Raw genomic sequence first — 19,008 nt, 5'->3', positions numbered from 1 at the left:
GCGACGTTCGGCAATGTTTCGGCAAAGAGGAAATGGAACGGAGGGCTCCGGCGTTCCGGCATTGGAGGGCACTCCAGGTCCTCCGGTCAGGCATGCCCGCAGCAAGGAGGAACGCCACGTGAGCCAGTACGTGAGCAGGCTCGGGCGCCGCTCTCCGGCGGCACCCCCGAGGCTCAGGCTGCACCGCAGGCCACGCCGCGTCGCGATGCTCTCCGTGCACACCTCGCCACTGCACCAGCCCGGTACGGGCGACGCCGGCGGCATGAACGTCTACATCGTGGAGCTGGCCCAGCGTCTCGCCGCGATCAACATCGAGGTCGAGATCTTCACGCGCGCGACCACCGGGGGCCTGCCGCCCAAGGTGGAGCTCGCGCCCGGTGTCCTCGTACGCCACGTCGACGCCGGCCCGTACGAAGGCCTCGCCAAGGAGGATCTGCCCGCCCAGCTGTGCGCCTTCACGCACGGCGTGATGCAGGCCTGGGCCGGTCACCGCCCCGGCTACTACGACCTGGTGCACTCGCACTACTGGCTCTCCGGCCACGTCGGCTGGCTGGCCGCCGAACGCTGGGGCGCCCCCCTGGTGCACGCCATGCACACCATGGCGAAGGTCAAGAACGCCGCCCTGGCCGAGGGCGACACCCCCGAGCCGACCGCCCGCGTCATCGGCGAGACCCAGATCGTCCGCGCCGCCGACCGCCTCATCGCCAACACCTCCGAAGAGGCCGACGAACTCGTACGCCACTATGACGCCGACCACGGCAAGGTCGCGGTCGTCCACCCCGGGGTGAACCTCGACCGCTTCCGCCCCGCCGACGGCCGCGCCGCCGCCCGCGCCCGTCTCGGGCTCCCGCAGGACGCCCTGATCCCCCTCTTCGCGGGCCGCATCCAGCCCCTGAAGGCCCCCGACGTACTGCTGCGCGCGGTGGCCGTCCTCCTTCAGGAGCGCCCCGAGCTCCGCTCGAAAATCGTCGTCCCTGTAGTGGGCGGTCCGAGCGGCAGCGGACTCGCCAAGCCTGAAGGCCTGCAGAAACTCGCCGCCCGCCTGGGTATCGCCGACGTCGTCTGGTTCCGCCCGCCCGTCGGCCAGGACAAGCTGGCGGACTGGTTCCGGGCCGCCTCCGTCCTCGTGATGCCCTCCTACAGCGAGTCGTTCGGGCTCGTCGCCATAGAGGCGCAGGCGACCGGCACTCCGGTGCTTGCGGCCGCGGTGGGCGGACTCCCCGTCGCCGTACGCGACAAGGAGACCGGCTTTTTGGTCCCCGGTCACGATCCCGTCGACTACGCGCGCGTGCTGCGCGATTTCGCCGACAACCCCACGCTCCCGGAGCGGATGGGCGAGGCCGCCGCCTGGCACGCCAAGTCCTTCGGCTGGAACACCGCGGCCTCGGCCACCGCGGACGTCTACACGGCCGCGGTCCACGACCACCGCCGTCGCGTACGCTCCCACCATGGCTGACGAACGGCAGGCCGCACAGGTCGTCGAGGCGTTCCTCAAGGACGCCGACCTGGAGTGGGAAAGCCCCGAACCCGGCACCTACGTGGTGAAGCTCCCCGGCACCCGCAAGCTGTCCACGACCGTCTCCCTGATCGTCGGCAGACACTCCCTGTCGCTCAACGCCTTCGTGATCCGGCACCCCGACGAGAACGAGTCCGGCGTCCACCGCTGGCTCCTGGAGCGCAACCTCAAGCTCTATGGCGTCAGTTACGCCGTCGACCCGCTCGGCGACGTCTATGTGTCCGGAAAACTCCCCCTGGCCGCCGTCACATCCGAGGAGATCGACCGGCTGCTCGGCTCGGTCCTGGAGGCCGCCGACGGCGGTTTCAACACCCTCCTTGAGCTCGGTTTCGCATCCGCGATCCGCAAGGAGTACGCCTGGCGGGTGTCGCGCGGCGAATCGACGCGCAACCTGGACGCGTTCACTCACCTGACTCAGCGCCCCGCCAACTGACCCCTGGTTTCGATCAATTAACCATCGATTAACCGCTGCATGCCCCCTTCCCTGCTCTGGGGCCCCATGGCATGCTCACCGCCGACGCAATTCTGAACGTCGTTCACATCCATGGAAATACCCATCCCTGGAAGGACGTGCGTACATGAGCAAGGAGTCAAGGGAGCCAGGCGAGAAGCACGAAAAGCGACGCGGGAACCCTGGGGGACACGAGAAGCGCCCCAAGCACGCGCGTATCACCAGACGGGCACTGCTGAACGGCGCGGCGGCCGTGGCCGCCGGCGCCGTGACCGACGGACCGGCGGCGGCCGCCACCTCCCCGCAGGCGGTACCCCGGGAACGTACGGGCAAAGTGCCGGCCCTCTGGCGGGAGTTCGTGAAAACCCCCTTCACGCACCCGCAGATCCCGTACGTCGGCCGAGCCGGTCACCGCGCCGGGGCGGCGCACTTCCCCCGTCGCCCCGTCGTGGCCGACGTCCGCGCGTACGGCGCCAGGGCGGACGGCGTGACCGACTCCGCTCCCGCGATCAACCGGGCCATCGCCGCTGCCGGAAGAGCCGGCGGTGGCACGGTTGTCGTCCCGCCCGGCACGTACCGCATCGACAACCTGATCCGCATCGGCCACTCCAACGTCGTCCTGAGCGGCGCCGGCAGCGACCGTACGAAGCTGTACGCGACCAAGAACCTCACCGAGCTGATCGGGCTCTACGGATCGCGTTACGGCGGCGACAAGTCGTCGTGGTCGTGGGCGGGCGCACTCATCTGGCTCTGCCCCACGGCCCGTTGGGACTCACTCACCACCGCGATCAGGGCGAAGGCCTGGCCCTTCGAAGGCTGGACCGGGAACAGACGGGACGAGTGGCAGACGCTGACCACCGTGGCACCGGCGCGACGGGGCTCGTGGTCGGTGACGGTCGCCGACGCGAAGCACTTGAAGCCCGGCCGGCTCGTCCTGCTCCGATTAGCCGACGACGCCGACCACACCCTCCTGGAGCACATGGCGGGCGGCGGCCCGGGCCCGGAGGCGTACCACTGGGACGACAAGACAAAGCTGACCGGTTACGTCCCCTACGAGTGGCCCGTGCGCATAGCGCGCGTGCGCGGCCTGAAGGTCACCCTGGAGCGCCCCCTCCCGCTCGACGTACGCCCCGAGTGGGACCCGCGCTTCACCACCCCCGTCACGGCGCTCACCGGCGCGGGCGTCGAAGGCCTCACCCTGGAGGCCGTCGAGACGCCGCAGGCGCCGCACCTCCTCGACCGGGGCTACAACGGCGTCACGTTCCAGTGCGCATACGACTGCTGGGCCGACGACATCGTCGTGCGCCATATGGACAACGGCTTCGGCCTGGTGGCGGCCTCGGCCTGCACCCTGCGCAACACCCGTGTCGCGGGCCGGGGTTCACACCACCCGTACTTCTGTCGCGAGGGTTCGCACGACAACCTCATCGAGGACTTCACGATCGAGCAGAGCACGACCCCGGCGCCCTCCGGCACCCAGCTCCACGGCATCAACGTAGAAGGCCTCTCCTCCTACAACGTCTGGTCGCGCGGCGATATGCGGATGGGCACCTTCGACACACACCGCGGCATGCCCTTCGCGAACGTCCGCACCGACATCACGGTCGACAACAACGGCCGCCACGGAGGGGACTACAGCGCCGGACCCCTCTTCGGAGCCCGCTTCACCCACTGGAACATCCGCGTCACGAACCACCGGGCCGGACTGGTGAAGATCGACAGCGTGGCCCCCTACAGCGCCACCGTCGGCCTCAACCACTGCACCGAGTTCGGCCAGATCGACGTACCCGACTTCTCCGGAGACCTGCACACGCGCCTGGAGCTGTACGGCACCACGGACGTCGTACGACCGCGGAATCTGTACGAGGCTCAGCGTGAGCTGACGCGAGAATTCATGCGCGAGTTGCCGCGGTAGCGCCCCGGGGTCACGCCCACCAGCCGCTTGAAATGGCGCGTCAGATGGGACTGGTCGTAGAAGCCGGTCGCCGTGGCCACCTCGCTCGGCGGCTGACCGTCGAGGAGCAATCGGCGGGCGCGGTCGACCCGGCGGGACATCAGGTACTGGTGCGGGGCGATACCGAAGGCCGCGCTGAACGCCCGTACCAGATGGGCCGGATGGGCATGCACGAGCCGCGCGGCCTCGTCCAGGGCGATGCCCGGGACGAGGCGGGCGTCGAGGAGTTCGCGCAGGGTGTGCGCGACGCCGTGGTCCGGCGGCGGCCGTTCCCCGGTCAGATCGGTCAGCCGGGGCCGCAGGTGGCCGCGCAGCCGCTCGCCGATGAGCGCGAGCCGGCTGGCCGCCTCCAGCTCGTCACCGGGATGCCGCAGGGCCGAGTGCAGTTGCCCAACTCGCGTGCGCAGCACGGGATCCGCCAGGTCCGGGCCATCCACCGCCGGGCCGATGAAGCTCTCGTCGAGCTGGGTCGCGTCCAGGTAGATGACGCGCTTGCGGAAGCCGTACGGGGTCGCGGGGGAGCCGTTGTGCGGCACGTGCGGCGGGAGCAGGCTGACCGTGTCGTGCGGGGTGCCGTGCTCGTGCCGGTCGAGGTCGTAGCGTACGGCGCCGTCGTCGACGATCAGCAGGGTCCACGCGTCGTGGACGTGCATGGGGTACGCGTACTCGGTGAAGTGGGCGTGGAAGACCTCCACGACACCCGGTACACGCGGGCGCCAGGCGGAGACTTCCTGCCGGGGCACCATGCAAGAAACGTACAAGACGGTGGCGTACGGCGGCCGTCAGTCTCGTCCCATGAACAACGAACCCCTTCGCTTCGACACCAAGATCGCCGTACTCCTGCGGGACGACCTGGAGTCCTGGCAGCGCCTGAATGTGACCGCCTTCCTGGTCAGCGGCCTGGGCACCGAGCTGCCCGAGGTGATCGGCGAGCCGTACGAGGACGCCGACGGAACCCCGTACCTCCGGATGTTCCGCCAGCCCGTGATGATCTTCGAAGGCTCCAAGGAGACCCTGACCGCGGCCCACAGCCGCGCCCTCACCCGCGCCCTGCCCCGCTCGGTCTTCACGTCGGACCTGTTCACCACGGGCAACGACCGGGACAACCGCGCGGCCGTACGGGCCGTCCCCACAGGGGAGTTGGACCTGGTGGGCCTCGCGGTGTATGGGCCGCGCAACGGCGTGGACAAGGTGGTGAAGGGGGCGCGGATGCATCCCTGAGGTCCAGGGCCGAGTCCCGTTGCTGACCTCAGCGGTCGAACCACTTCCCTCCCTCGCCGCTGAACCCGACCACGATCACGATGGCGAAGGCGAGGCCCGAGGCGGCCGAGGGGGCACCGCCCGAGGCGGCCAACCCGATCAGGCCGCTGAGTACCGCGAACGCCTCGATCACGAGCACGGTGTTACGCACCCAGGCGTACCGCTTCCGTGCCAGTACGGCGCAGGTGAGCAGGACGAGCGCCAGCACGATGGAGGTGTATGCCAACGGCCGCATCACACCGTCGACCTCCTGGTTGTGTTCGATTCGGCTGTTCACCTCGGACAGGATGAAGAACCCGCCCAGACCATTGATGACAGCCTGAATCCACATCACCACCACAGCGATCTTGACCTGCAACGGCATACGCGCCGGCGCTTCAGTGACCATGAGCCCTGCCCCTTCTCGTGTCCCGTCTGCGCCGGCGACCCGGCGCACCCCGCCATCCAGCAGCCCCTGAACCATGGGGTGTTGGACCGGGGAGGGGTCCCGGGCGCCGGGCGGTCCAGGGCTTGTCGAGGGCGGGGAGAGCGGGAAGGGCGGGGAGGGCGCCCCACGGTCGTACGCCCCGCATGGCTCACGCCGCGCTGATCCCCGGCTTCGCGGGCGACGCGGCGGATCCCGGCGCCGGCTCCTCATCCGGCAGCCCCCGCATCAGCACCCAGTACCCGACCCCCGCCACCGTCCCCACCACCGCACACGTGGCCCACAGCCACTCCGCCCCCAGCCAGTCGATGATCCCGCCCGCCATCAGCGGGGCGACGAGGCTGGCCACCGGCCAGGTGGATGCGTAGACGCCCTGGTAGCGGCCCCGGCCGTGCACGGGCGAGAGGCGGACGACCAGGCCCATCTGGATGGGGGCCATGACGATTTCGGCGAGGGACCAGACGCACACGGTGAGGGCGATGAGTCCGACGGACCCGGCGAAGGCGGTGAGGCCGAAGCCGTACCCCGCGCAGAGCGACGAGATGACGAGCAGCCGCGCGGGATCCCGGTCTTCGAGGAAGCGGGTGACGGGGATCTGGAGGACGACGATCAGTACGCCGTTGATGGCGATCGCCATGCCGTAGTCGGCAGGCGCGAACCCCGCCTGACCCATCGCCACCGGCAGCCCCACCATCCCCTGCATGAAGATCAGCGCGACGAGGAAGAACAGCCCGACCATGCCCATGAACCGGCCGTCGCGCAGAACGGTGCCGAGGCTCACCTCCTCGGCCGCCTTTTCCTTCTCCGTACGTACGGGCCTGGATTCCGGCAACTTGGCGAAGATGACGATCGCGCAGGCGAGCGTCATTCCGGCCTCGATCAGGAACCCGGCGACATAGCTGTACTCGGCGATAAATCCGGCGACCGCCGACGAGATCGCGAACCCGAGGTTGATCGCCCAGTAGTTGAGGGAGAGGGCGCGCACCCGGTCCTCGGGCGGGACGATGTCGGCCATCATCGCCTGCACGGCGGGCCGGGAGGCGCTGCTGGTCGCGCCGACCAGGAAGGCGACGGCGGCGATCGCGACCGGGTGCTCCATAAAGCCGAGCAGTGCGACGCTCCCGGCCGTCGACGACTGGGCGATGAGCAGGGTGGGCCGCCGCCCGAGCCGGTCGGTCATCACCCCCGCGACGATGGAGGAGACGACCCCGCCGAGCCCGTGAAGTGCGACGACGAGACCGGCGTACGAGGCGGAGTAGCCGCGCTCGAGGGTGAGATACAGCGCCATGAAGGTGGCGACGAAGGCCCCGAGCCGGTTGACGAGCGTGCTCAGCCACAGCCACCAGAACGCGCGGGGCAAGCCGGAGACGGATTCGCGGACGGCGCGTTTCATGGCGGCGCGTAACATCGAGGTCCCCCGGATGTAAGCGGCGTAGGGTCCCTCTGTAACTTACAAGCGGCCCGCTCGGCGAGGCCAGTCAATTACCGCGTGCCCTCAACTGTCCGGCTGCCGGGCAGCCCCACGACGGATTCAGGGCGTCTATTACGCTCGGGGCATGGCCGACGCACCGTACAAGCTGATCCTCCTCCGCCACGGCGAGAGCGAATGGAACGCGAAGAACCTGTTCACCGGCTGGGTGGACGTCAACCTCAACGAGAAGGGCGAGAAGGAGGCAGTCCGCGGCGGTGAGCTGCTCAAGGACGCCGGCCTGCTGCCCGACGTCGTGCACACCTCCCTCCAGAAGCGCGCGATCCGCACCGCGCAGCTCGCGCTGGAGTCCGCCGACCGCCTCTGGATCCCGGTCCACCGCACCTGGCGCCTGAACGAGCGTCACTACGGCGCGCTCCAGGGCAAGGACAAGGCGCAGACGCTCGCCGAGTTCGGCGAGGAGCAGTTCATGCTGTGGCGCCGCTCGTACGACACGCCTCCGCCGCCGCTGGACCGCGACGCCGAGTACTCGCAGTTCGACGACCCGCGCTACGCGACTCTCCCGCCTGAGCTGCGCCCGCAGACGGAGTGCCTCAAGGACGTCGTCGTCCGCATGCTGCCGTACTGGTTCGACGGCATCGTCCCCGACCTCCTCACCGGACGCACGGTCCTGGTGGCGGCCCACGGCAACTCGCTGCGCGCCCTCGTCAAGCACCTCGACGGCATCTCGGACGCGGACATCGCAGGCCTGAACATCCCGACGGGCATCCCGCTGTCGTACGAACTGGACGCCGACTTCAAGCCGGTGAACCCCGGCGGCACCTACCTCGACCCGGAGGCGGCCGCGGCGGCGATCGAGGCGGTCAAGAACCAGGGCAAGAAGAAGTAGGTTTTGTGATCATGCCCCTGAGCTGCGCACATGGCGCGACTCAGGGGCATTTTCATGCCTTGGAACCTTTCTGGAACCTCAGTCCGTGTGATCTTGCGGTCGGAGAGCCTGCCCGAGAGCCTTCCGGGCCCGCTCCCGACTGCTCGGCATGAGGTGCCCGTACACCTTCAGAGTCAGGCCTGGGTCCGAGTGCCCGAGGTACTCGGCAAGGGCCTTGATGCTCTCCCCGGCGTCCAGGAGCACGGACGCGTAGAAGTGCCTGAGCGCGTGCATGCCGTGCTCCCGCGCGGCGGCGTGCACGCGGCTCTTGGCCCTCGGGATGACGCCTGCCTTTGCGAGCGCGGGCTTCCAGTGGTCCGCGACGTGCGCCAGATGGCCCCGAGCCCCGCAACCTCACTGAGGCAGGAACCCCGGCTTCTCCTGTCGAAGGGCGTGGAGTCGCGCAAGGTAGTCCTGAGCTGCTGGCTTCGCGCTGTAGCGGTTCCGTATCTCGGCTCTTGCACTTGCGGCTCCGGAACGTCCGCCCCTTGCTGCAGCGTGGCTGGTCAGCCCTCCGCACCCTGTACCTGCCCATACTGGGATGGGGATCTGATCGACGTCCGGTCGACGGGTAAGGAGGTGCCCGCACGTGAAGCTCTACCTGCGCCGTGCCGCCGTCTCTGTGGCCACGGTGTCCCTGGCCGTCGTCCTGGCCTCCTGCGGCAAGGACGGGAACACTTCCGGCACGGGCGGCGTGACGATCGGCTTGCTGCTCCCGGGAGCCGGGACCCCTCGCGCCGAGCAGTTCGACAGGCCCCTGATCGAGAAGAAGATCAAGGACCTGTGCGGCGACTGCACGGTGGAGTACGCCAACGCCAAGGAGAATGTGGCCACCCAACACCAGCAGATTCACTCCATGGTCACCAAGGGGGTCGAGGTCCTGATCCTCGACCCCGTCGACGCCAAGGCGGCCCGGTCCTCGGTCGAGACGGCCGATCGCGCGGGCATCCCGGTCGTCGCCTACGACCGCCTCGCCAGTGGCCCGATCTCGGGCTACGTCTCCTTCGACGGCGAGAAGGTCGGTGAGATCCAGGGCCGGGCGCTCCTCAAGGCCATGGGCGACAAGGCGGACGGCGGGCAGATCGTCATGATGAATGGCTCCTCGGCCGACCCGAACTCGGCCGCCTTCAAGAGGGGCGCCCTGTCCGTCCTCCAGGGGAAGGTGAAGATCGGGAAGGCGTACGACACCGTCGAGTGGAATCCGGATAACGCCCACATCAACATGTCCGGCGCCATCTCCGCTCTCGGCGCCGACAACATCGACGGCGTCTACTCCGCCAACGACGGCCTTGCTGGCGGCGTCATCTCCGCCCTCAGGGCCGCCAAGGTCTCACCGCTCCCCCCGGTCACCGGCCAGGACGCCGACATCACGGCCGTACAGCGCATCGTGAGCGGCGAGCAGTACATGACCGTCTACAAGCCCTTCAAGCTTGAGGCCGATGCCGCCGCCGAAATGGCCGTCGCCCTGGCCCAGGGTGAACAACTCGGCGACATCACCACAGACACGGTCGACAGCCCCACCACCGACGACATCCCGGCCGTCCTGCTCACCCCGACCTCCCTGACCGCCGACAACATCAAGGACACGGTCGTCAAGGACGGCATGTACACGATCGATCAGATCTGCACGCCCAAGTACAAAGCCGCTTGTGAAAGGGCGGGACTCACCACGTAAACGCGATCTACGCGTTCACCTCAAGACCTCTAGCGGTAGAGGGTCTGACCTCTAGCGCCAGAGGTCCCGACGCGCCCCAAGTTGGGCCCGCTCTGGGACCCTCTGTGGGACCTCCGACGACCAGCTGTGACTTCCCCGCGCGGCGGCGCCCTCGGTCATTCCTGCACGGCTGCGTCGCCGTAACGCCGCGCGACCTCGTGGAACGCCTCCTTGGGGCTGCACGCGCCGTCGCCGGTCACCGCCATGACCCCGAAGCCGGCCTTGTCGAGGTCCAGGCGGGGGTCGTCGTGATGCGGGAAGTCGGGCATGGCGAAGGTGAAGACGAAGCAGCCGTGTACGCCCTCCGCGTCGTACTGGTCGATGAGTTCACCGAGGTAGCGGGCCTGGACGGCCTCGTTGCGGGGGTGGTGGCCGCGGATGTGCGGGGGTGTGGCGAACCAGTTGACGATCCAGAAGGAACCGGCTCCCCGCTGGTCGGCTCCGGTGAAGGCACCGCACCCGAACTCGGTGATGACGACGGGCTTGTCGTGGTCGCGAACCAGGGTGCGCAGGCGGTCCGTGTAGGTGGCGTGGTTGCGGCCGGAGCGGTAGAGGCTGGCGCCGACCAGGTCGAACAGCGACCAGTCGACGTGTTCCCACCCGGCCGCGGAGTAGGTGACCGGCCCGCCGAAGCGGCGCCGCGCGGTGGTCACGGCGATGGTGAGCAGCCGGTGGAGCCGCCGGTCGATCCGGCGCCGCAGTACGCGGTGGAAACGCACGATGAGCTTCAAGCGCAGGAACGACCGGGGTCCGGGGACGATGCCGGGCACGGTGTGGGAGAACTCGCTGCCGACCAGGAGCGTCACCCGGTCGGGGTGTTCCCGGCGAAGTTCTTCGGCCGCCTCGGCGACCGTGTCCAGGTGCTCCAGCAGCTTCGGCTGAGGCAGCTCGGGAACGTTGGGCCGGATGTAGACGCCGAGACCGGTCTCGAGGGCGGTGCGGGCGGCATCGATCAACCGCTTCCCGTCCCCGATGAGCATCACGGTGGTGCAGTGCAGATCCTGGGCGATGACCTCCAGGTCCCGCCGCACGTCCTCGTTACTTGCCTCGCCGACCAGGTAGGAGATGCCGCGGACGGTCAGCATGCGCTCGGCTCCTGTCGACGCGGGCGATTGGCGGCCATGAGGAGTAGCGCGGCGACATCACGGAGCATCGCGGCGATGACCGCGTACCGCGGCAATGCGGCAGGAGCGGAGAGTGCGGGCATGCGGATCCCTAGCGTGGCGGTTCGACGGTCCGAGTCGTCATCGGTCCGGTCGACGCTAGACACGCAGCCGACGGTCGGGCATCCGTCTTCCGTCCAGGAGCACACGACTTCCGGCTAAAAGTGGGCGGCGCCCGTACGCGCGCGAGCCGTACGGGCTCAAGCCGCTGCCCCGGCCAGGCGGTGGAACGCCTGGATGGTGTCGGGGTGGGCGAGTTCGTCCAGGAGGTGGCGCCACTCGGGGTCGGTGGCGGTCGCATGCGCCAGTTCCCAGGCGGTGAGCAGCGCGGTGAGGTCGCTTTCGTGGGGGAACGCGGCCGGGGTGTCCTGCGTGGTGCTCGTCTTCGAGAGCAGCGGCGACTTCATGGGAAGTTCCTTCCGGCTGGGAGCTGTGAACCTCTGGGATTCGCTGGGTTCAACCATCCCGTCGCCCGCTCGCCGGAACCATGGAGTGCTCTACCGGATCGAGGGTGCAGGTAGCCGCACCCCGAGAGGGTCGTTCGCCCCCTCTCACACTTCCAGCGGCACCGGATGGATCTCGTCGGCCTTGTGGCCGGTGCGTTCGTGGATGCGTTGGACCGCTTCGGCGGTGGGGGCCTCGGAGAGGCAGTAGACCGTGCCGGACTCGGGGTCTGCCCACGCCTTCTGGAAGTGCACGTTCTCTTCTTGCTCGATGGCGAGGTCCGCCTGGTGGGCCTGCCTCAGCTGTTCCGCCGTGATGCCCTGCATTCCGTGGTGGACGTCCATGAAGTGAGCCATGGCCTCGCACCTCCTTGCGCTGACGAGTTCGCCCGCCCCCTCTCCTCCATGCTGCGCCCGGAGGGCCACGCGGGCGACCGCTCACAGAGGCACGTACGAATGACGAGGCACGTACGAATGACTCACAGGGGCTCGTACGACGACCCGGGCACCGAGCCGTCGTACGAGCCCCGCAAGACGTACGAGCCGTACGAGCTCAACCGCACTGGCAAGGGCTGCCCGACTGGCAGCCGCACCTGCAGCCCGCGCCGCAGCCGCACGCGGCGAGCAGCGGGAGGCTGGTGATCTCGGCGGGCTGTTCCGTCTCGCGCTCCCGGGTCGGGTCGGGGGTGGTGGTGGGGGATTCGGCCATGGTCCCTCCTCGAAGGCTGATGCCTACGCCCATTGCAGGCCCCCACCGCCCGGCGCATCAACGGCGCACCGAGGCTCCCAAGCACCGACCACGAACCCGTACGCCCTTGCGACGGAGCCGCACGCCCCCGCAACAGCCCGTACGGGCCCTCGCAACCCGACCCGTACACCTTGCGGCGGAGCGCCTACGCCCCCTCAACCCCCGTAGCCGGCTGCACGTCCTGCTGAAGCTCGTCCGCGTGCTCGCCCGTCACCAGGTACACCACCCGGTTCGCCACCGACACCGCATGGTCCGCGAAGCGCTCGTAGTAGCGGCCCAGCAGCGTGACGTCGACGGCCGTCTCGATGCCGTGCTTCCAGCGGTCGTCCATGAGGTGCTGGAACAGGGCGCGGTGCAAGGTGTCCATCGCGTCGTCGTCCTGCTCCAGCTGGAGCGCGAGGTCGACGTCCTTCGTGACGATGACCTCCGCCGCCTTCGCCATCAGACGCTGCGCGAGCTGGCCCATCTCAAGGATCGTGGCGTGCAGGTCGTGCGGGACCGCGCGCTCCGGGAAGCGGAGGCGGGCGAGCTTCGCGACATGCTGGGCGAGGTCGCCCGAGCGCTCGAGGTCCGCGCTCATCCGCAGCGACGTGACCACGATCCGCAGGTCCGTCGCGACCGGCTGCTGCCGCGCCAGCAGGGCTATCGCCCGCGCCTCGAGCTCGTGCTGGAGATCGTCCACCTTCTGGTCGCCCGCGATCACGGTCTCCGCCAGCTTCAGGTCGGAGTCGAGCATCGCCGTCGTGGCGCGCCCGATCGCCGACCCGACGAGCCGGGCCATCTCGACCAGGCCTTCGCCGATCGAGTCCAGTTCCTCGTGGTACGCGTCGCGCATCAGGATGTCCCTCTCTTACGTCAGCTTCCGGATCCCGTACACGGATCCCCGTACACGGGTCCCCATGCACGATTCCCCTACGGGATTCCGAGGGGCTCGCGTACCCCACGCTCCCACGGTCCGGCCTGAACGCGTCCGTTTCCGCCCCCACAAATGAACCATCCGTATCACCCAGGTGAACTATGAGCGACATGGCCCCTCCCTGCTGGTATGCCTTCCGACGAAGCTCTCGGAGGAAGTGAACCGACACGGTCCCCACGGTGAACTCTGGGCGACACGAGACTCCTGGCGGTGTAAGGGGGGCGTACGTCATGCCTAACCTGGAGCCATGGACGTGAACGCGGCGGTCGCCGCAGCGGCAGCGATCGCCGGTGTACTCACCGGCGTCATCGCCATGCTGGCGTTCCGCTGGAGCGAGCGCGAGCAGAAGCGGCCCACGCGCACGTCACTGCACACGGACCCGGTGCTTCCGCCGGGCGTCGACACGGTCCTGTCCGTGCTCCGCTCCTCGGCCGTCGTACTCGACGAGGCCGACGCCGTGGTCAAGGCCAGCTCCGCCGCGTACGCCCTCGGTCTCGTACGCGGCGGGAAACTCGCCGTCGAGCCCATGCTGCAGATGGCCCGCGACACCCGGCGCGACGGCGAAATACGGCAGGTCGAGCTGGACCTGCCTCGCCGCGGCACCGGCCGCGGCGAGGCCCTCGCCGTGTCCGCCCGCGTCGCCCCGCTGGGCTCCCGCCTCGTACTCCTCCTCGTCGAGGACCTCACCGAGGCCCGCCGCATCGAGGCCGTACGCCGCGACTTCGTCGCCAACGTCAGCCACGAGCTCAAGACCCCCGTCGGCGCGCTCAGCCTCCTGTCCGAGGCGGTCATGGACGCCGCCGACGACCCGGAGGCCGTGGAACGCTTCGCCGGGCGCATGCAGATAGAGGCCACCCGCCTCACCAACCTCGTCCAGGAACTCATCGACCTCTCCCGGGTCCAGAACGACGACCCCCTCGAGGACGCCGAGCCCGTACGCGTCGACGAACTCGTCGCCGAGGCCATCGACCGCTGCCGCCACCAGGCCGGCACCAAGCAGATCACCATGGCCGCCGGCGGAACCGCCGACCTGCAGATCTGGGGCAACCGCGGCCAGCTGGCCGCCGCCCTCGGCAATCTCGTCGAGAACGCCGTGAACTACTCGCCCGCCCGTACGCGCGTGGGAATCGCCGCCCGCAAGGTCCCCGCACCCGGCGGAGACCTCATAGAGGTCGCCGTCACCGACCAGGGCATCGGCATCTCCGAGAAGGACCGCGAGCGCATCTTCGAGCGCTTCTACCGCGTCGACCCGGCCCGCTCCCGCCACACCGGCGGTACGGGCCTGGGCCTGGCGATCGTCAAGCACGTGGCCGCCTCGCACGGCGGGGAGGTCACGGTGTGGAGCTCCGAGGGTCAGGGCTCCACCTTCACCCTCCGGCTGCCGGAGGCGGGCGTGGCCCGCGACCGCGCGACCGACCACACGTCCGGACTCGCCGACGACGTCGACACCGGGCAGCCCGACGGAACGACCACCGTCACATCCCCCACTACATCCCCGTACGAATCGCTTTCTGCCCCGGAGGTCCTTCCGTGACCCGAGTGCTCGTCGTCGAGGACGAGGAGTCCTTCAGCGACGCTCTGTCCTACATGCTCCGCAAGGAGGGCTTCGAGGTCGCCATCGCGACCACCGGGCCCGACGGCCTCGACGAGTTCGAGCGCAACGGCGCCGACCTCGTCCTGCTCGATCTGATGCTGCCCGGACTGCCCGGCACCGAGGTGTGCCGCCAGCTGCGCAGCCGCTCGAACGTCCCGGTGATCATGGTCACCGCCAAGGACAGCGAGATCGACAAGGTCGTCGGCCTGGAAATAGGAGCCGACGACTATGTGACCAAGCCCTTCTCCTCACGCGAGCTGGTCGCCCGCATCCGCGCCGTACTGCGCCGCCGCGGCGAGCCCGAGGAGGTCACCCCCGCCGCCCTGGAGGCCGGCCCGGTCCGCATGGACGTAGACCGCCACGTGGTCACCGTCTCCGGCTCCAAGGTCGACCTCCCCCTCAAGGAGTTCGACCTCCTGGAGATGCTGTTGCGCAACGCGGGCCGCGTCCTGACCCGTATGCAGCTCATCGACCGCGTCTGGGGCGCCGACTACGTGGGTGACACCAAGACGCTGGACGTCCACGTCAAGCGCCTCCGCGCCAAGATCGAGCCGGACCCGGGCGCGCCCCGGTACCTGGTCACGGTGCGGGGCCTCGGCTACAAGTTCGAGCCGTAGGCCGAACACCTCGCACGCTGAGCACGACGAAGGGCGGGACCCCGTGGAAAGCGGGGTCCCGCCCTTCGTACGTACGAGAATTCAGTACGTACGAGAATTCCGCGGCCGTACGACGCTCAGTGCCCGGCGGCCGCGTCCCCGCCGCCCTCGGGAGCCGTGGGCGTCGCGCTCGGCGACGCGGCGTCCGTGGGGCTGCCCTGCCCGGACCCGTCCGCGCCTGCCTCACCGTTCCCCGGCTCGTTCGGCGTGCCGGAGGGGGACCCGCTGGGGCTCGGGCTCCCGGAGCCCTCGGAACCCGGCGCCTGGGGAGTCTCGGAAGGGCCCCACTCGGCGTAGTAGCCCTCGGACGGGACGACGAACGCCCGCAGCTTCACCGCACCCGTCTCGCTGAAGGTGAAGGTGACCTGCTGCGCCTCACCGTCCTCCAGGGCCTCGCGGCCGCCGTTCAGCACGGCGGAGGCGTTGCCCTTGCCGCCGAGGATCACCGAGCCGTCGGCCGGCACCGTGATCGGGCCGGAACCCTCGGCGGGCTTGAGCGTGACGGGCTCCTTGACGCCCGCCACACGGATCGACTCCAGCGTCTCGGCGCTGTTGCCGTTGTTGAACAGGGTCGCGGAGATCGCGGACGGGCCCGTCGACTCCTGGTCGGGCTGGATGATCACTACGGCGTTCTGGATCTGGATGTCGCCGACGCTGGTCGCCGCGTTGTCCGGCTTGATCTCCAGCGACTGGGCGTTGCTTCCGGCGCCGCACGCGGCGAGCGAGGCGATCGAGAACGCGATGGCGGCGGCGGCGAGGGCGCCGCGTCGAAGGCTGCTGCTCACGGCGGCGGCAACTCCTTGAACGCAGGGGCGGCGGCCTGGTAAAGCCGCACTGAGGTCGGTCAGCGGCCTCAGGTTACCGAGCCGCCGCGGCGGCCCCGCACCCGACCCGCCTCTATGGGCTCTCTCGGGATCGCCGCGACCGTTGCATCGGGGCGTGTTCTTGAGGTCGCTTGCGGAGAGCGCACCTCATGTCCCGACGTACACAAAGAGCACACAAGTACATCCGAGCCACGTTGACAACATTTCCCATAAGGAATGCGATCAGGAGCCCGCAAGAGATCCGCAAGAGAATTGATCTTCGGCATGGCCTGATCAATTCCGGAATCGTCTCGTACCCGCCCCCGATCACCGAACGGAGTAGCCCAAGCCCCACCTCCGGAACCCGACAAATCTGGACGTTCGGCCACGCGAGTAAGCCTTCGAAGGCTTGTAACGGGCGGGTTTCGCGCACCTCGAGGAACGGCTCCGACCTGCGAATACCCCCTTGTCGCGCCCCCTCGAAGCACGTTCCTGTCGCTGTTGTCAAGCCCCGAGATGTGCCCTGACCTGCGAAAACGCCATTCAGAAGATGCGGTTCTCGTGTTACTCTGGATAGCCACGGAAGGGGTACCTGTCACATGACGTTCAAGGTTGGCGACACCGTGGTCTATCCCCATCACGGGGCCGCGCTGATCGAGGCCATCGAAACTCGTCAGATCAAAGGCGTGGACAAGACCTACTTGGTGCTGAAGGTCGCCCAGGGCGACCTGACGGTGCGTGTGCCAGCGGACAATGCGGAGTTCGTCGGCGTACGTGATGTGGTCGGTCAGGACGGGCTGGACCGGGTCTTCGAAGTGCTGCGCGCGCCGTATGCCGAGGAGCCCACGAACTGGTCGCGTCGTTACAAGGCAAATCTCGAGAAGCTCGCCTCCGGTGATGTCATCAAGGTTGCGGAAGTCGTCCGTGACCTGTGGCGTCGTGAGCGCGAGCGCGGACTCTCCGCCGGCGAGAAGCGCATGCTCGCCAAGGCTCGGCAGATCCTGGTGAGCGAGCTCGCCCTCGCGGAGAACACGAACGAGGACAAGGCCGAGGCCCTGCTCGACGAGGTCCTCGCGTCCTGACGCCCGTCACTCTCTGATCGCTTCCCGACCAGAGGCGATACGAGCGGTCCGGCGTACGCAATTGAAATGCCGCGGTGCCCGATGACGTAAGTTCTGTCGCCGGGCGCTGCGGCATGCTCGCACCCAGAACACCGTACGACCGTACGTCGGCGACTGGGTAATGAATTTCCGGCCGCCGATACTTGGCGTGCCGGGCCCGGGCAGCTGGCTCGACCGGATGTCACGGAAGGGTCCCCGGTCAAGGCGTCGCGCCCGGCACGCTGAGGCCATACCCACACGGGCCCGGTCGTCAAACCGACGTCAACCGGCGGGTCAAACCGGTGCGTGCCGGGCGGCGTTCGCGGGCGCCGGATTGACGTCCGGCGGACGCCGGATCGACGAGCGATGGACGTCGGCTCGACGACCGGACCGGGCCGTGCACAACTGGCCAGACTGGCTGTACACAACCGGCAGGACCGGGTTGTGCACAACCGGCAGGACCTGGTCGTACACAATCCCGTACACACCCGTACGTACACACACCCGACAGGAACCGATGTCTGACGATTCACGCCGTTCCGGGGCCGGTACCGCCGCCGTGATTCCGGCCGCCGGCCGAGGCGTGCGCCTCGGGCCGGGCGCTCCCAAAGCGCTACGGGCGCTGAACGGCACTCCCATGCTCATTCACGCGGTACGCGCCATGGCCGCGTCGCGTGCCGTCTCGCTCGTCGTCGTCGTGGCGCCGCCCGACGGGGCCCCCGAGGTCAAGTCGCTCCTGGGCTCACATTCGCTGCCCGAGCGCACCGACTTCCTCGTCGTGCCCGGTGGCGAGAGCCGGCAGGAGTCCGTGAAGCTCGGCCTTGATGTGCTGCCGCCCGGCATCGACATCGTGCTCGTGCACGACGCCGCCCGGCCGCTGGTGCCCGTCGACACCGTCGACGCGGTCATCGAGGCCGTACGGGACGGGGCCCCCGCAGTCGTACCGGCGCTGCCTCTCGCCGACACCGTCAAGGAGGTCGAGCCGCGTAGCGACGGCTCGCCCGAGCCGGTCGTCGCCACTCCCGAGCGGGGGCGGTTGCGGGCTGTGCAGACTCCGCAGGGCTTTGACCGGGAGACCCTGCTGCACGCCCACGAGACCGTCACGGACGGGGTCACCGACGACGCGAGCATGGTCGAGCAGTTGGGCAAGCCCGTTGTGGTCGTGCCGGGGCACGAGGAGGCGTTCAAGGTGACCCGGCCGCTTGATCTGGTGCTGGCCGAGGCGGTCCTTGCGCGGCGGAGGGCCAAGGATGGGTTCTGAGGCGCCGCTGCCGTTCGTGTTGCCGCAGGTGGGGATCGGTACCGATATTCACGCCTTCGAGGAGGGGCGGGAGTTGTGGTGTGCCGGGCTCAAGTGGGAGGGCGAGGGGGCGGGGCTTGCCGGGCATTCCGATGCGGATGTTGTCGCGCATGCCGCCTGTAACGCGTTGTTCTCTGCCGCTGGGCTTGGTGATCTTGGGGCTCACTTCGGGACGGGGCGGCCCGAGTGGGCCGGGGCTTCCGGGGTTACGTTGCTTGCCGAGGCGGCTCGGATCGTGCGTGCCGCTGGGTTTGTCATCGGGAACGTTGCCGTTCAGGTTGTTGGGCCTCGGCCCAAGATTGGGAAACGGCGGGATGAAGCGCAGGAGTTGTTGTCCGGGGCGGTGGGGGCGCCCGTTTCGGTTTCGGGCGCCACTACGGATGGGCTTGGGTTTCCGGGGCGGGGGGAGGGGTTGATGGCGGTGGCTACGGCGTTGGTCGTTCGTACGGGCTGAATGTGGGGGTTTTCTTTCCCCAGCCCCGCCCCTTCCCGAAACTGGGGCTGCGCTCCAGGCCCCATGCCTCCGGCTGGGTAGGGCGCCTACGGCGGGTGGGCGGGTTCGTGGGGTGGGTGGGTGCCTACCGGGGTGGGGTGACACCGTGTGTCGCG

At 69.0% G+C, this 19,008-nt stretch carries 20 protein-coding genes and 1 pseudogene; 11 read left to right on the top strand and 10 right to left on the bottom strand.

Annotated elements, in window-relative coordinates; all coding sequences use genetic code 11:
• The first annotated feature begins 118 nt into the window (after window positions 1-118).
• From mshA to ACQEVY_RS20930, 3 genes are all read left to right on the top strand, one after another.
• Window positions 119-1,456, top strand: a complete 1,338-nt coding sequence (gene mshA / locus ACQEVY_RS20940) for a D-inositol-3-phosphate glycosyltransferase (RefSeq protein WP_432950704.1) — start codon at window positions 119-121, stop codon at window positions 1,454-1,456.
• Window positions 1,449-1,949: a YbjN domain-containing protein gene (locus ACQEVY_RS20935; RefSeq protein WP_432950702.1), complete on the top strand. Its 501-nt coding sequence runs from the start codon at window positions 1,449-1,451 to the stop codon at window positions 1,947-1,949. The genes mshA and ACQEVY_RS20935 overlap by 8 nt, the downstream gene beginning before the upstream one ends.
• Window positions 1,950-2,094: 145 nt before the next feature.
• On the top strand, window positions 2,095-3,882 hold the full coding sequence (locus ACQEVY_RS20930) for a glycosyl hydrolase family 28-related protein (RefSeq protein WP_432950700.1): 1,788 nt from the start codon (window positions 2,095-2,097) through the stop codon (window positions 3,880-3,882).
• Here ACQEVY_RS20930 and ACQEVY_RS20925 read toward each other — a convergent pair.
• Window positions 3,837-4,667 carry an AraC family transcriptional regulator gene (locus ACQEVY_RS20925; RefSeq protein ID WP_432950698.1) on the bottom strand — a complete coding sequence of 277 codons (831 nt, stop codon included), beginning with the start codon at window positions 4,665-4,667 and terminating at the stop codon, window positions 3,837-3,839. The genes ACQEVY_RS20930 and ACQEVY_RS20925 overlap by 46 nt on opposite strands.
• Between ACQEVY_RS20925 and ACQEVY_RS20920 the strand changes: the two genes are divergently transcribed.
• A complete protein-coding gene (locus ACQEVY_RS20920) occupies window positions 4,666-5,142 on the top strand; it encodes a DUF2000 family protein (protein ID WP_432950696.1) in 477 nt (158 codons plus the stop codon). The genes ACQEVY_RS20925 and ACQEVY_RS20920 overlap by 2 nt on opposite strands.
• A gap of 28 nt (window positions 5,143-5,170) precedes the next feature.
• On the opposite strand, the gene ACQEVY_RS20915 is transcribed toward ACQEVY_RS20920, so the two are convergent.
• Window positions 5,171-5,569 carry a hypothetical protein gene (locus tag ACQEVY_RS20915; protein WP_432950694.1) on the bottom strand — a complete coding sequence of 133 codons (399 nt, stop codon included), beginning with the start codon at window positions 5,567-5,569 and terminating at the stop codon, window positions 5,171-5,173.
• Window positions 5,570-5,756: 187 nt separating this feature from the next.
• A complete protein-coding gene (locus ACQEVY_RS20910; RefSeq protein WP_432950692.1) occupies window positions 5,757-6,998 on the bottom strand; it encodes an MDR family MFS transporter in 1,242 nt (413 codons plus the stop codon).
• 163 nt (window positions 6,999-7,161) lie between these two features.
• On the opposite strand from ACQEVY_RS20910, the gene ACQEVY_RS20905 reads away from it, so the two are divergent.
• Complete coding sequence (locus ACQEVY_RS20905) at window positions 7,162-7,923, top strand: phosphoglyceromutase (protein ID WP_432950690.1); 762 nt, start codon at window positions 7,162-7,164, stop codon at window positions 7,921-7,923.
• A gap of 78 nt (window positions 7,924-8,001) precedes the next feature.
• On the opposite strand, the pseudogene ACQEVY_RS20900 reads toward ACQEVY_RS20905, so the two are convergent.
• Window positions 8,002-8,280, bottom strand: a pseudogene (locus ACQEVY_RS20900) (tyrosine-type recombinase/integrase); the annotation flags it as partial.
• 271 nt (window positions 8,281-8,551) lie between these two features.
• On the opposite strand from ACQEVY_RS20900, the gene ACQEVY_RS20895 reads away from it, so the two are divergent.
• A complete protein-coding gene (locus ACQEVY_RS20895; protein WP_432950688.1) occupies window positions 8,552-9,637 on the top strand; it encodes a substrate-binding domain-containing protein in 1,086 nt (361 codons plus the stop codon).
• A gap of 155 nt (window positions 9,638-9,792) precedes the next feature.
• On the opposite strand, the gene ACQEVY_RS20890 is transcribed toward ACQEVY_RS20895, so the two are convergent.
• From ACQEVY_RS20890 to phoU, 5 genes are all read right to left on the bottom strand, one after another.
• Entirely contained in the window at window positions 9,793-10,761 is a 969-nt protein-coding gene (locus tag ACQEVY_RS20890) for a hypothetical protein (protein WP_432950686.1), read from the bottom strand.
• A gap of 278 nt (window positions 10,762-11,039) precedes the next feature.
• Complete coding sequence (locus ACQEVY_RS20885) at window positions 11,040-11,246, bottom strand: hypothetical protein (RefSeq protein ID WP_432950684.1); 207 nt, start codon at window positions 11,244-11,246, stop codon at window positions 11,040-11,042.
• Between the two features lie 144 nt (window positions 11,247-11,390).
• Window positions 11,391-11,639 carry an SCO4226 family nickel-binding protein gene (locus ACQEVY_RS20880; RefSeq protein ID WP_432950682.1) on the bottom strand — a complete coding sequence of 83 codons (249 nt, stop codon included), beginning with the start codon at window positions 11,637-11,639 and terminating at the stop codon, window positions 11,391-11,393.
• Window positions 11,640-11,835: 196 nt separating this feature from the next.
• Complete coding sequence (locus tag ACQEVY_RS20875; protein WP_328769881.1) at window positions 11,836-11,991, bottom strand: hypothetical protein; 156 nt, start codon at window positions 11,989-11,991, stop codon at window positions 11,836-11,838.
• Window positions 11,992-12,175: 184 nt separating this feature from the next.
• On the bottom strand, window positions 12,176-12,865 hold the full coding sequence (gene phoU / locus ACQEVY_RS20870; protein WP_432950680.1) for a phosphate signaling complex protein PhoU: 690 nt from the start codon (window positions 12,863-12,865) through the stop codon (window positions 12,176-12,178).
• A 328-nt stretch (window positions 12,866-13,193) separates the two neighbouring features.
• On the opposite strand from phoU, the gene ACQEVY_RS20865 reads away from it, so the two are divergent.
• Complete coding sequence (locus ACQEVY_RS20865; RefSeq protein WP_432950678.1) at window positions 13,194-14,480, top strand: sensor histidine kinase; 1,287 nt, start codon at window positions 13,194-13,196, stop codon at window positions 14,478-14,480.
• Window positions 14,477-15,157 carry a response regulator transcription factor gene (locus tag ACQEVY_RS20860; protein WP_033322296.1) on the top strand — a complete coding sequence of 227 codons (681 nt, stop codon included), beginning with the start codon at window positions 14,477-14,479 and terminating at the stop codon, window positions 15,155-15,157. Before ACQEVY_RS20865 ends, ACQEVY_RS20860 begins: the two co-directional genes overlap by 4 nt.
• A gap of 116 nt (window positions 15,158-15,273) precedes the next feature.
• Here the strand turns inward: ACQEVY_RS20860 and ACQEVY_RS20855 are convergent, their stop codons facing one another.
• The gene (locus ACQEVY_RS20855) at window positions 15,274-15,981 is read right to left on the bottom strand and encodes a DUF461 domain-containing protein (RefSeq protein ID WP_432950676.1); all 708 of its coding nucleotides are present in this window, start codon (window positions 15,979-15,981) and stop codon (window positions 15,274-15,276) included.
• A gap of 617 nt (window positions 15,982-16,598) precedes the next feature.
• Between ACQEVY_RS20855 and ACQEVY_RS20850 the strand changes: the two genes are divergently transcribed.
• The 3 genes from ACQEVY_RS20850 to ispF all read left to right on the top strand — a co-directional run bounded on the left by ACQEVY_RS20850 (window position 16,599) and on the right by ispF (window position 18,853).
• Complete coding sequence (locus ACQEVY_RS20850) at window positions 16,599-17,081, top strand: CarD family transcriptional regulator (protein WP_003953493.1); 483 nt, start codon at window positions 16,599-16,601, stop codon at window positions 17,079-17,081.
• 535 nt (window positions 17,082-17,616) lie between these two features.
• On the top strand, window positions 17,617-18,360 hold the full coding sequence (gene ispD / locus ACQEVY_RS20845; RefSeq protein WP_432950674.1) for a 2-C-methyl-D-erythritol 4-phosphate cytidylyltransferase: 744 nt from the start codon (window positions 17,617-17,619) through the stop codon (window positions 18,358-18,360).
• Window positions 18,350-18,853: a 2-C-methyl-D-erythritol 2,4-cyclodiphosphate synthase gene (gene ispF, locus ACQEVY_RS20840; RefSeq protein WP_432950672.1), complete on the top strand. Its 504-nt coding sequence runs from the start codon at window positions 18,350-18,352 to the stop codon at window positions 18,851-18,853. The genes ispD and ispF overlap by 11 nt, the downstream gene beginning before the upstream one ends.
• Window positions 18,854-19,008: the final 155 nt, after the last annotated feature.

The sequence above is a fragment of the Streptomyces sp. CA-288835 genome (assembly GCF_050936385.1).
Classification (GTDB): domain Bacteria; phylum Actinomycetota; class Actinomycetes; order Streptomycetales; family Streptomycetaceae; genus Streptomyces.
This window is presented reverse-complemented; position numbering and strand designations above follow the sequence as displayed.

Coding starts and splice junctions, on each gene's coding strand:
- ACQEVY_RS20935 (WP_432950702.1), top strand. CDS start 1,449: ATGGCTGACGAACGGCAGGCCGCACAGGTCGTCGAGGCGTTCCTCAAG.
- ACQEVY_RS20930 (WP_432950700.1), top strand. CDS start 2,095: ATGAGCAAGGAGTCAAGGGAGCCAGGCGAGAAGCACGAAAAGCGACGC.
- ACQEVY_RS20920 (WP_432950696.1), top strand. CDS start 4,666: ATGCAAGAAACGTACAAGACGGTGGCGTACGGCGGCCGTCAGTCTCGT.
- ACQEVY_RS20925 (WP_432950698.1), bottom strand. CDS start 4,667: ATGGTGCCCCGGCAGGAAGTCTCCGCCTGGCGCCCGCGTGTACCGGGT.
- ACQEVY_RS20915 (WP_432950694.1), bottom strand. CDS start 5,569: ATGGTCACTGAAGCGCCGGCGCGTATGCCGTTGCAGGTCAAGATCGCT.
- ACQEVY_RS20910 (WP_432950692.1), bottom strand. CDS start 6,998: ATGAAACGCGCCGTCCGCGAATCCGTCTCCGGCTTGCCCCGCGCGTTC.
- ACQEVY_RS20905 (WP_432950690.1), top strand. CDS start 7,162: ATGGCCGACGCACCGTACAAGCTGATCCTCCTCCGCCACGGCGAGAGC.
- ACQEVY_RS20890 (WP_432950686.1), bottom strand. CDS start 10,761: ATGCTGACCGTCCGCGGCATCTCCTACCTGGTCGGCGAGGCAAGTAAC.
- ACQEVY_RS20885 (WP_432950684.1), bottom strand. CDS start 11,246: ATGAAGTCGCCGCTGCTCTCGAAGACGAGCACCACGCAGGACACCCCG.
- ACQEVY_RS20880 (WP_432950682.1), bottom strand. CDS start 11,639: ATGGCTCACTTCATGGACGTCCACCACGGAATGCAGGGCATCACGGCG.
- ACQEVY_RS20875 (WP_328769881.1), bottom strand. CDS start 11,991: ATGGCCGAATCCCCCACCACCACCCCCGACCCGACCCGGGAGCGCGAG.
- phoU (WP_432950680.1), bottom strand. CDS start 12,865: ATGCGCGACGCGTACCACGAGGAACTGGACTCGATCGGCGAAGGCCTG.
- ACQEVY_RS20865 (WP_432950678.1), top strand. CDS start 13,194: ATGGACGTGAACGCGGCGGTCGCCGCAGCGGCAGCGATCGCCGGTGTA.
- ACQEVY_RS20850 (WP_003953493.1), top strand. CDS start 16,599: ATGACGTTCAAGGTTGGCGACACCGTGGTCTATCCCCATCACGGGGCC.
- ispD (WP_432950674.1), top strand. CDS start 17,617: ATGTCTGACGATTCACGCCGTTCCGGGGCCGGTACCGCCGCCGTGATT.
- ispF (WP_432950672.1), top strand. CDS start 18,350: ATGGGTTCTGAGGCGCCGCTGCCGTTCGTGTTGCCGCAGGTGGGGATC.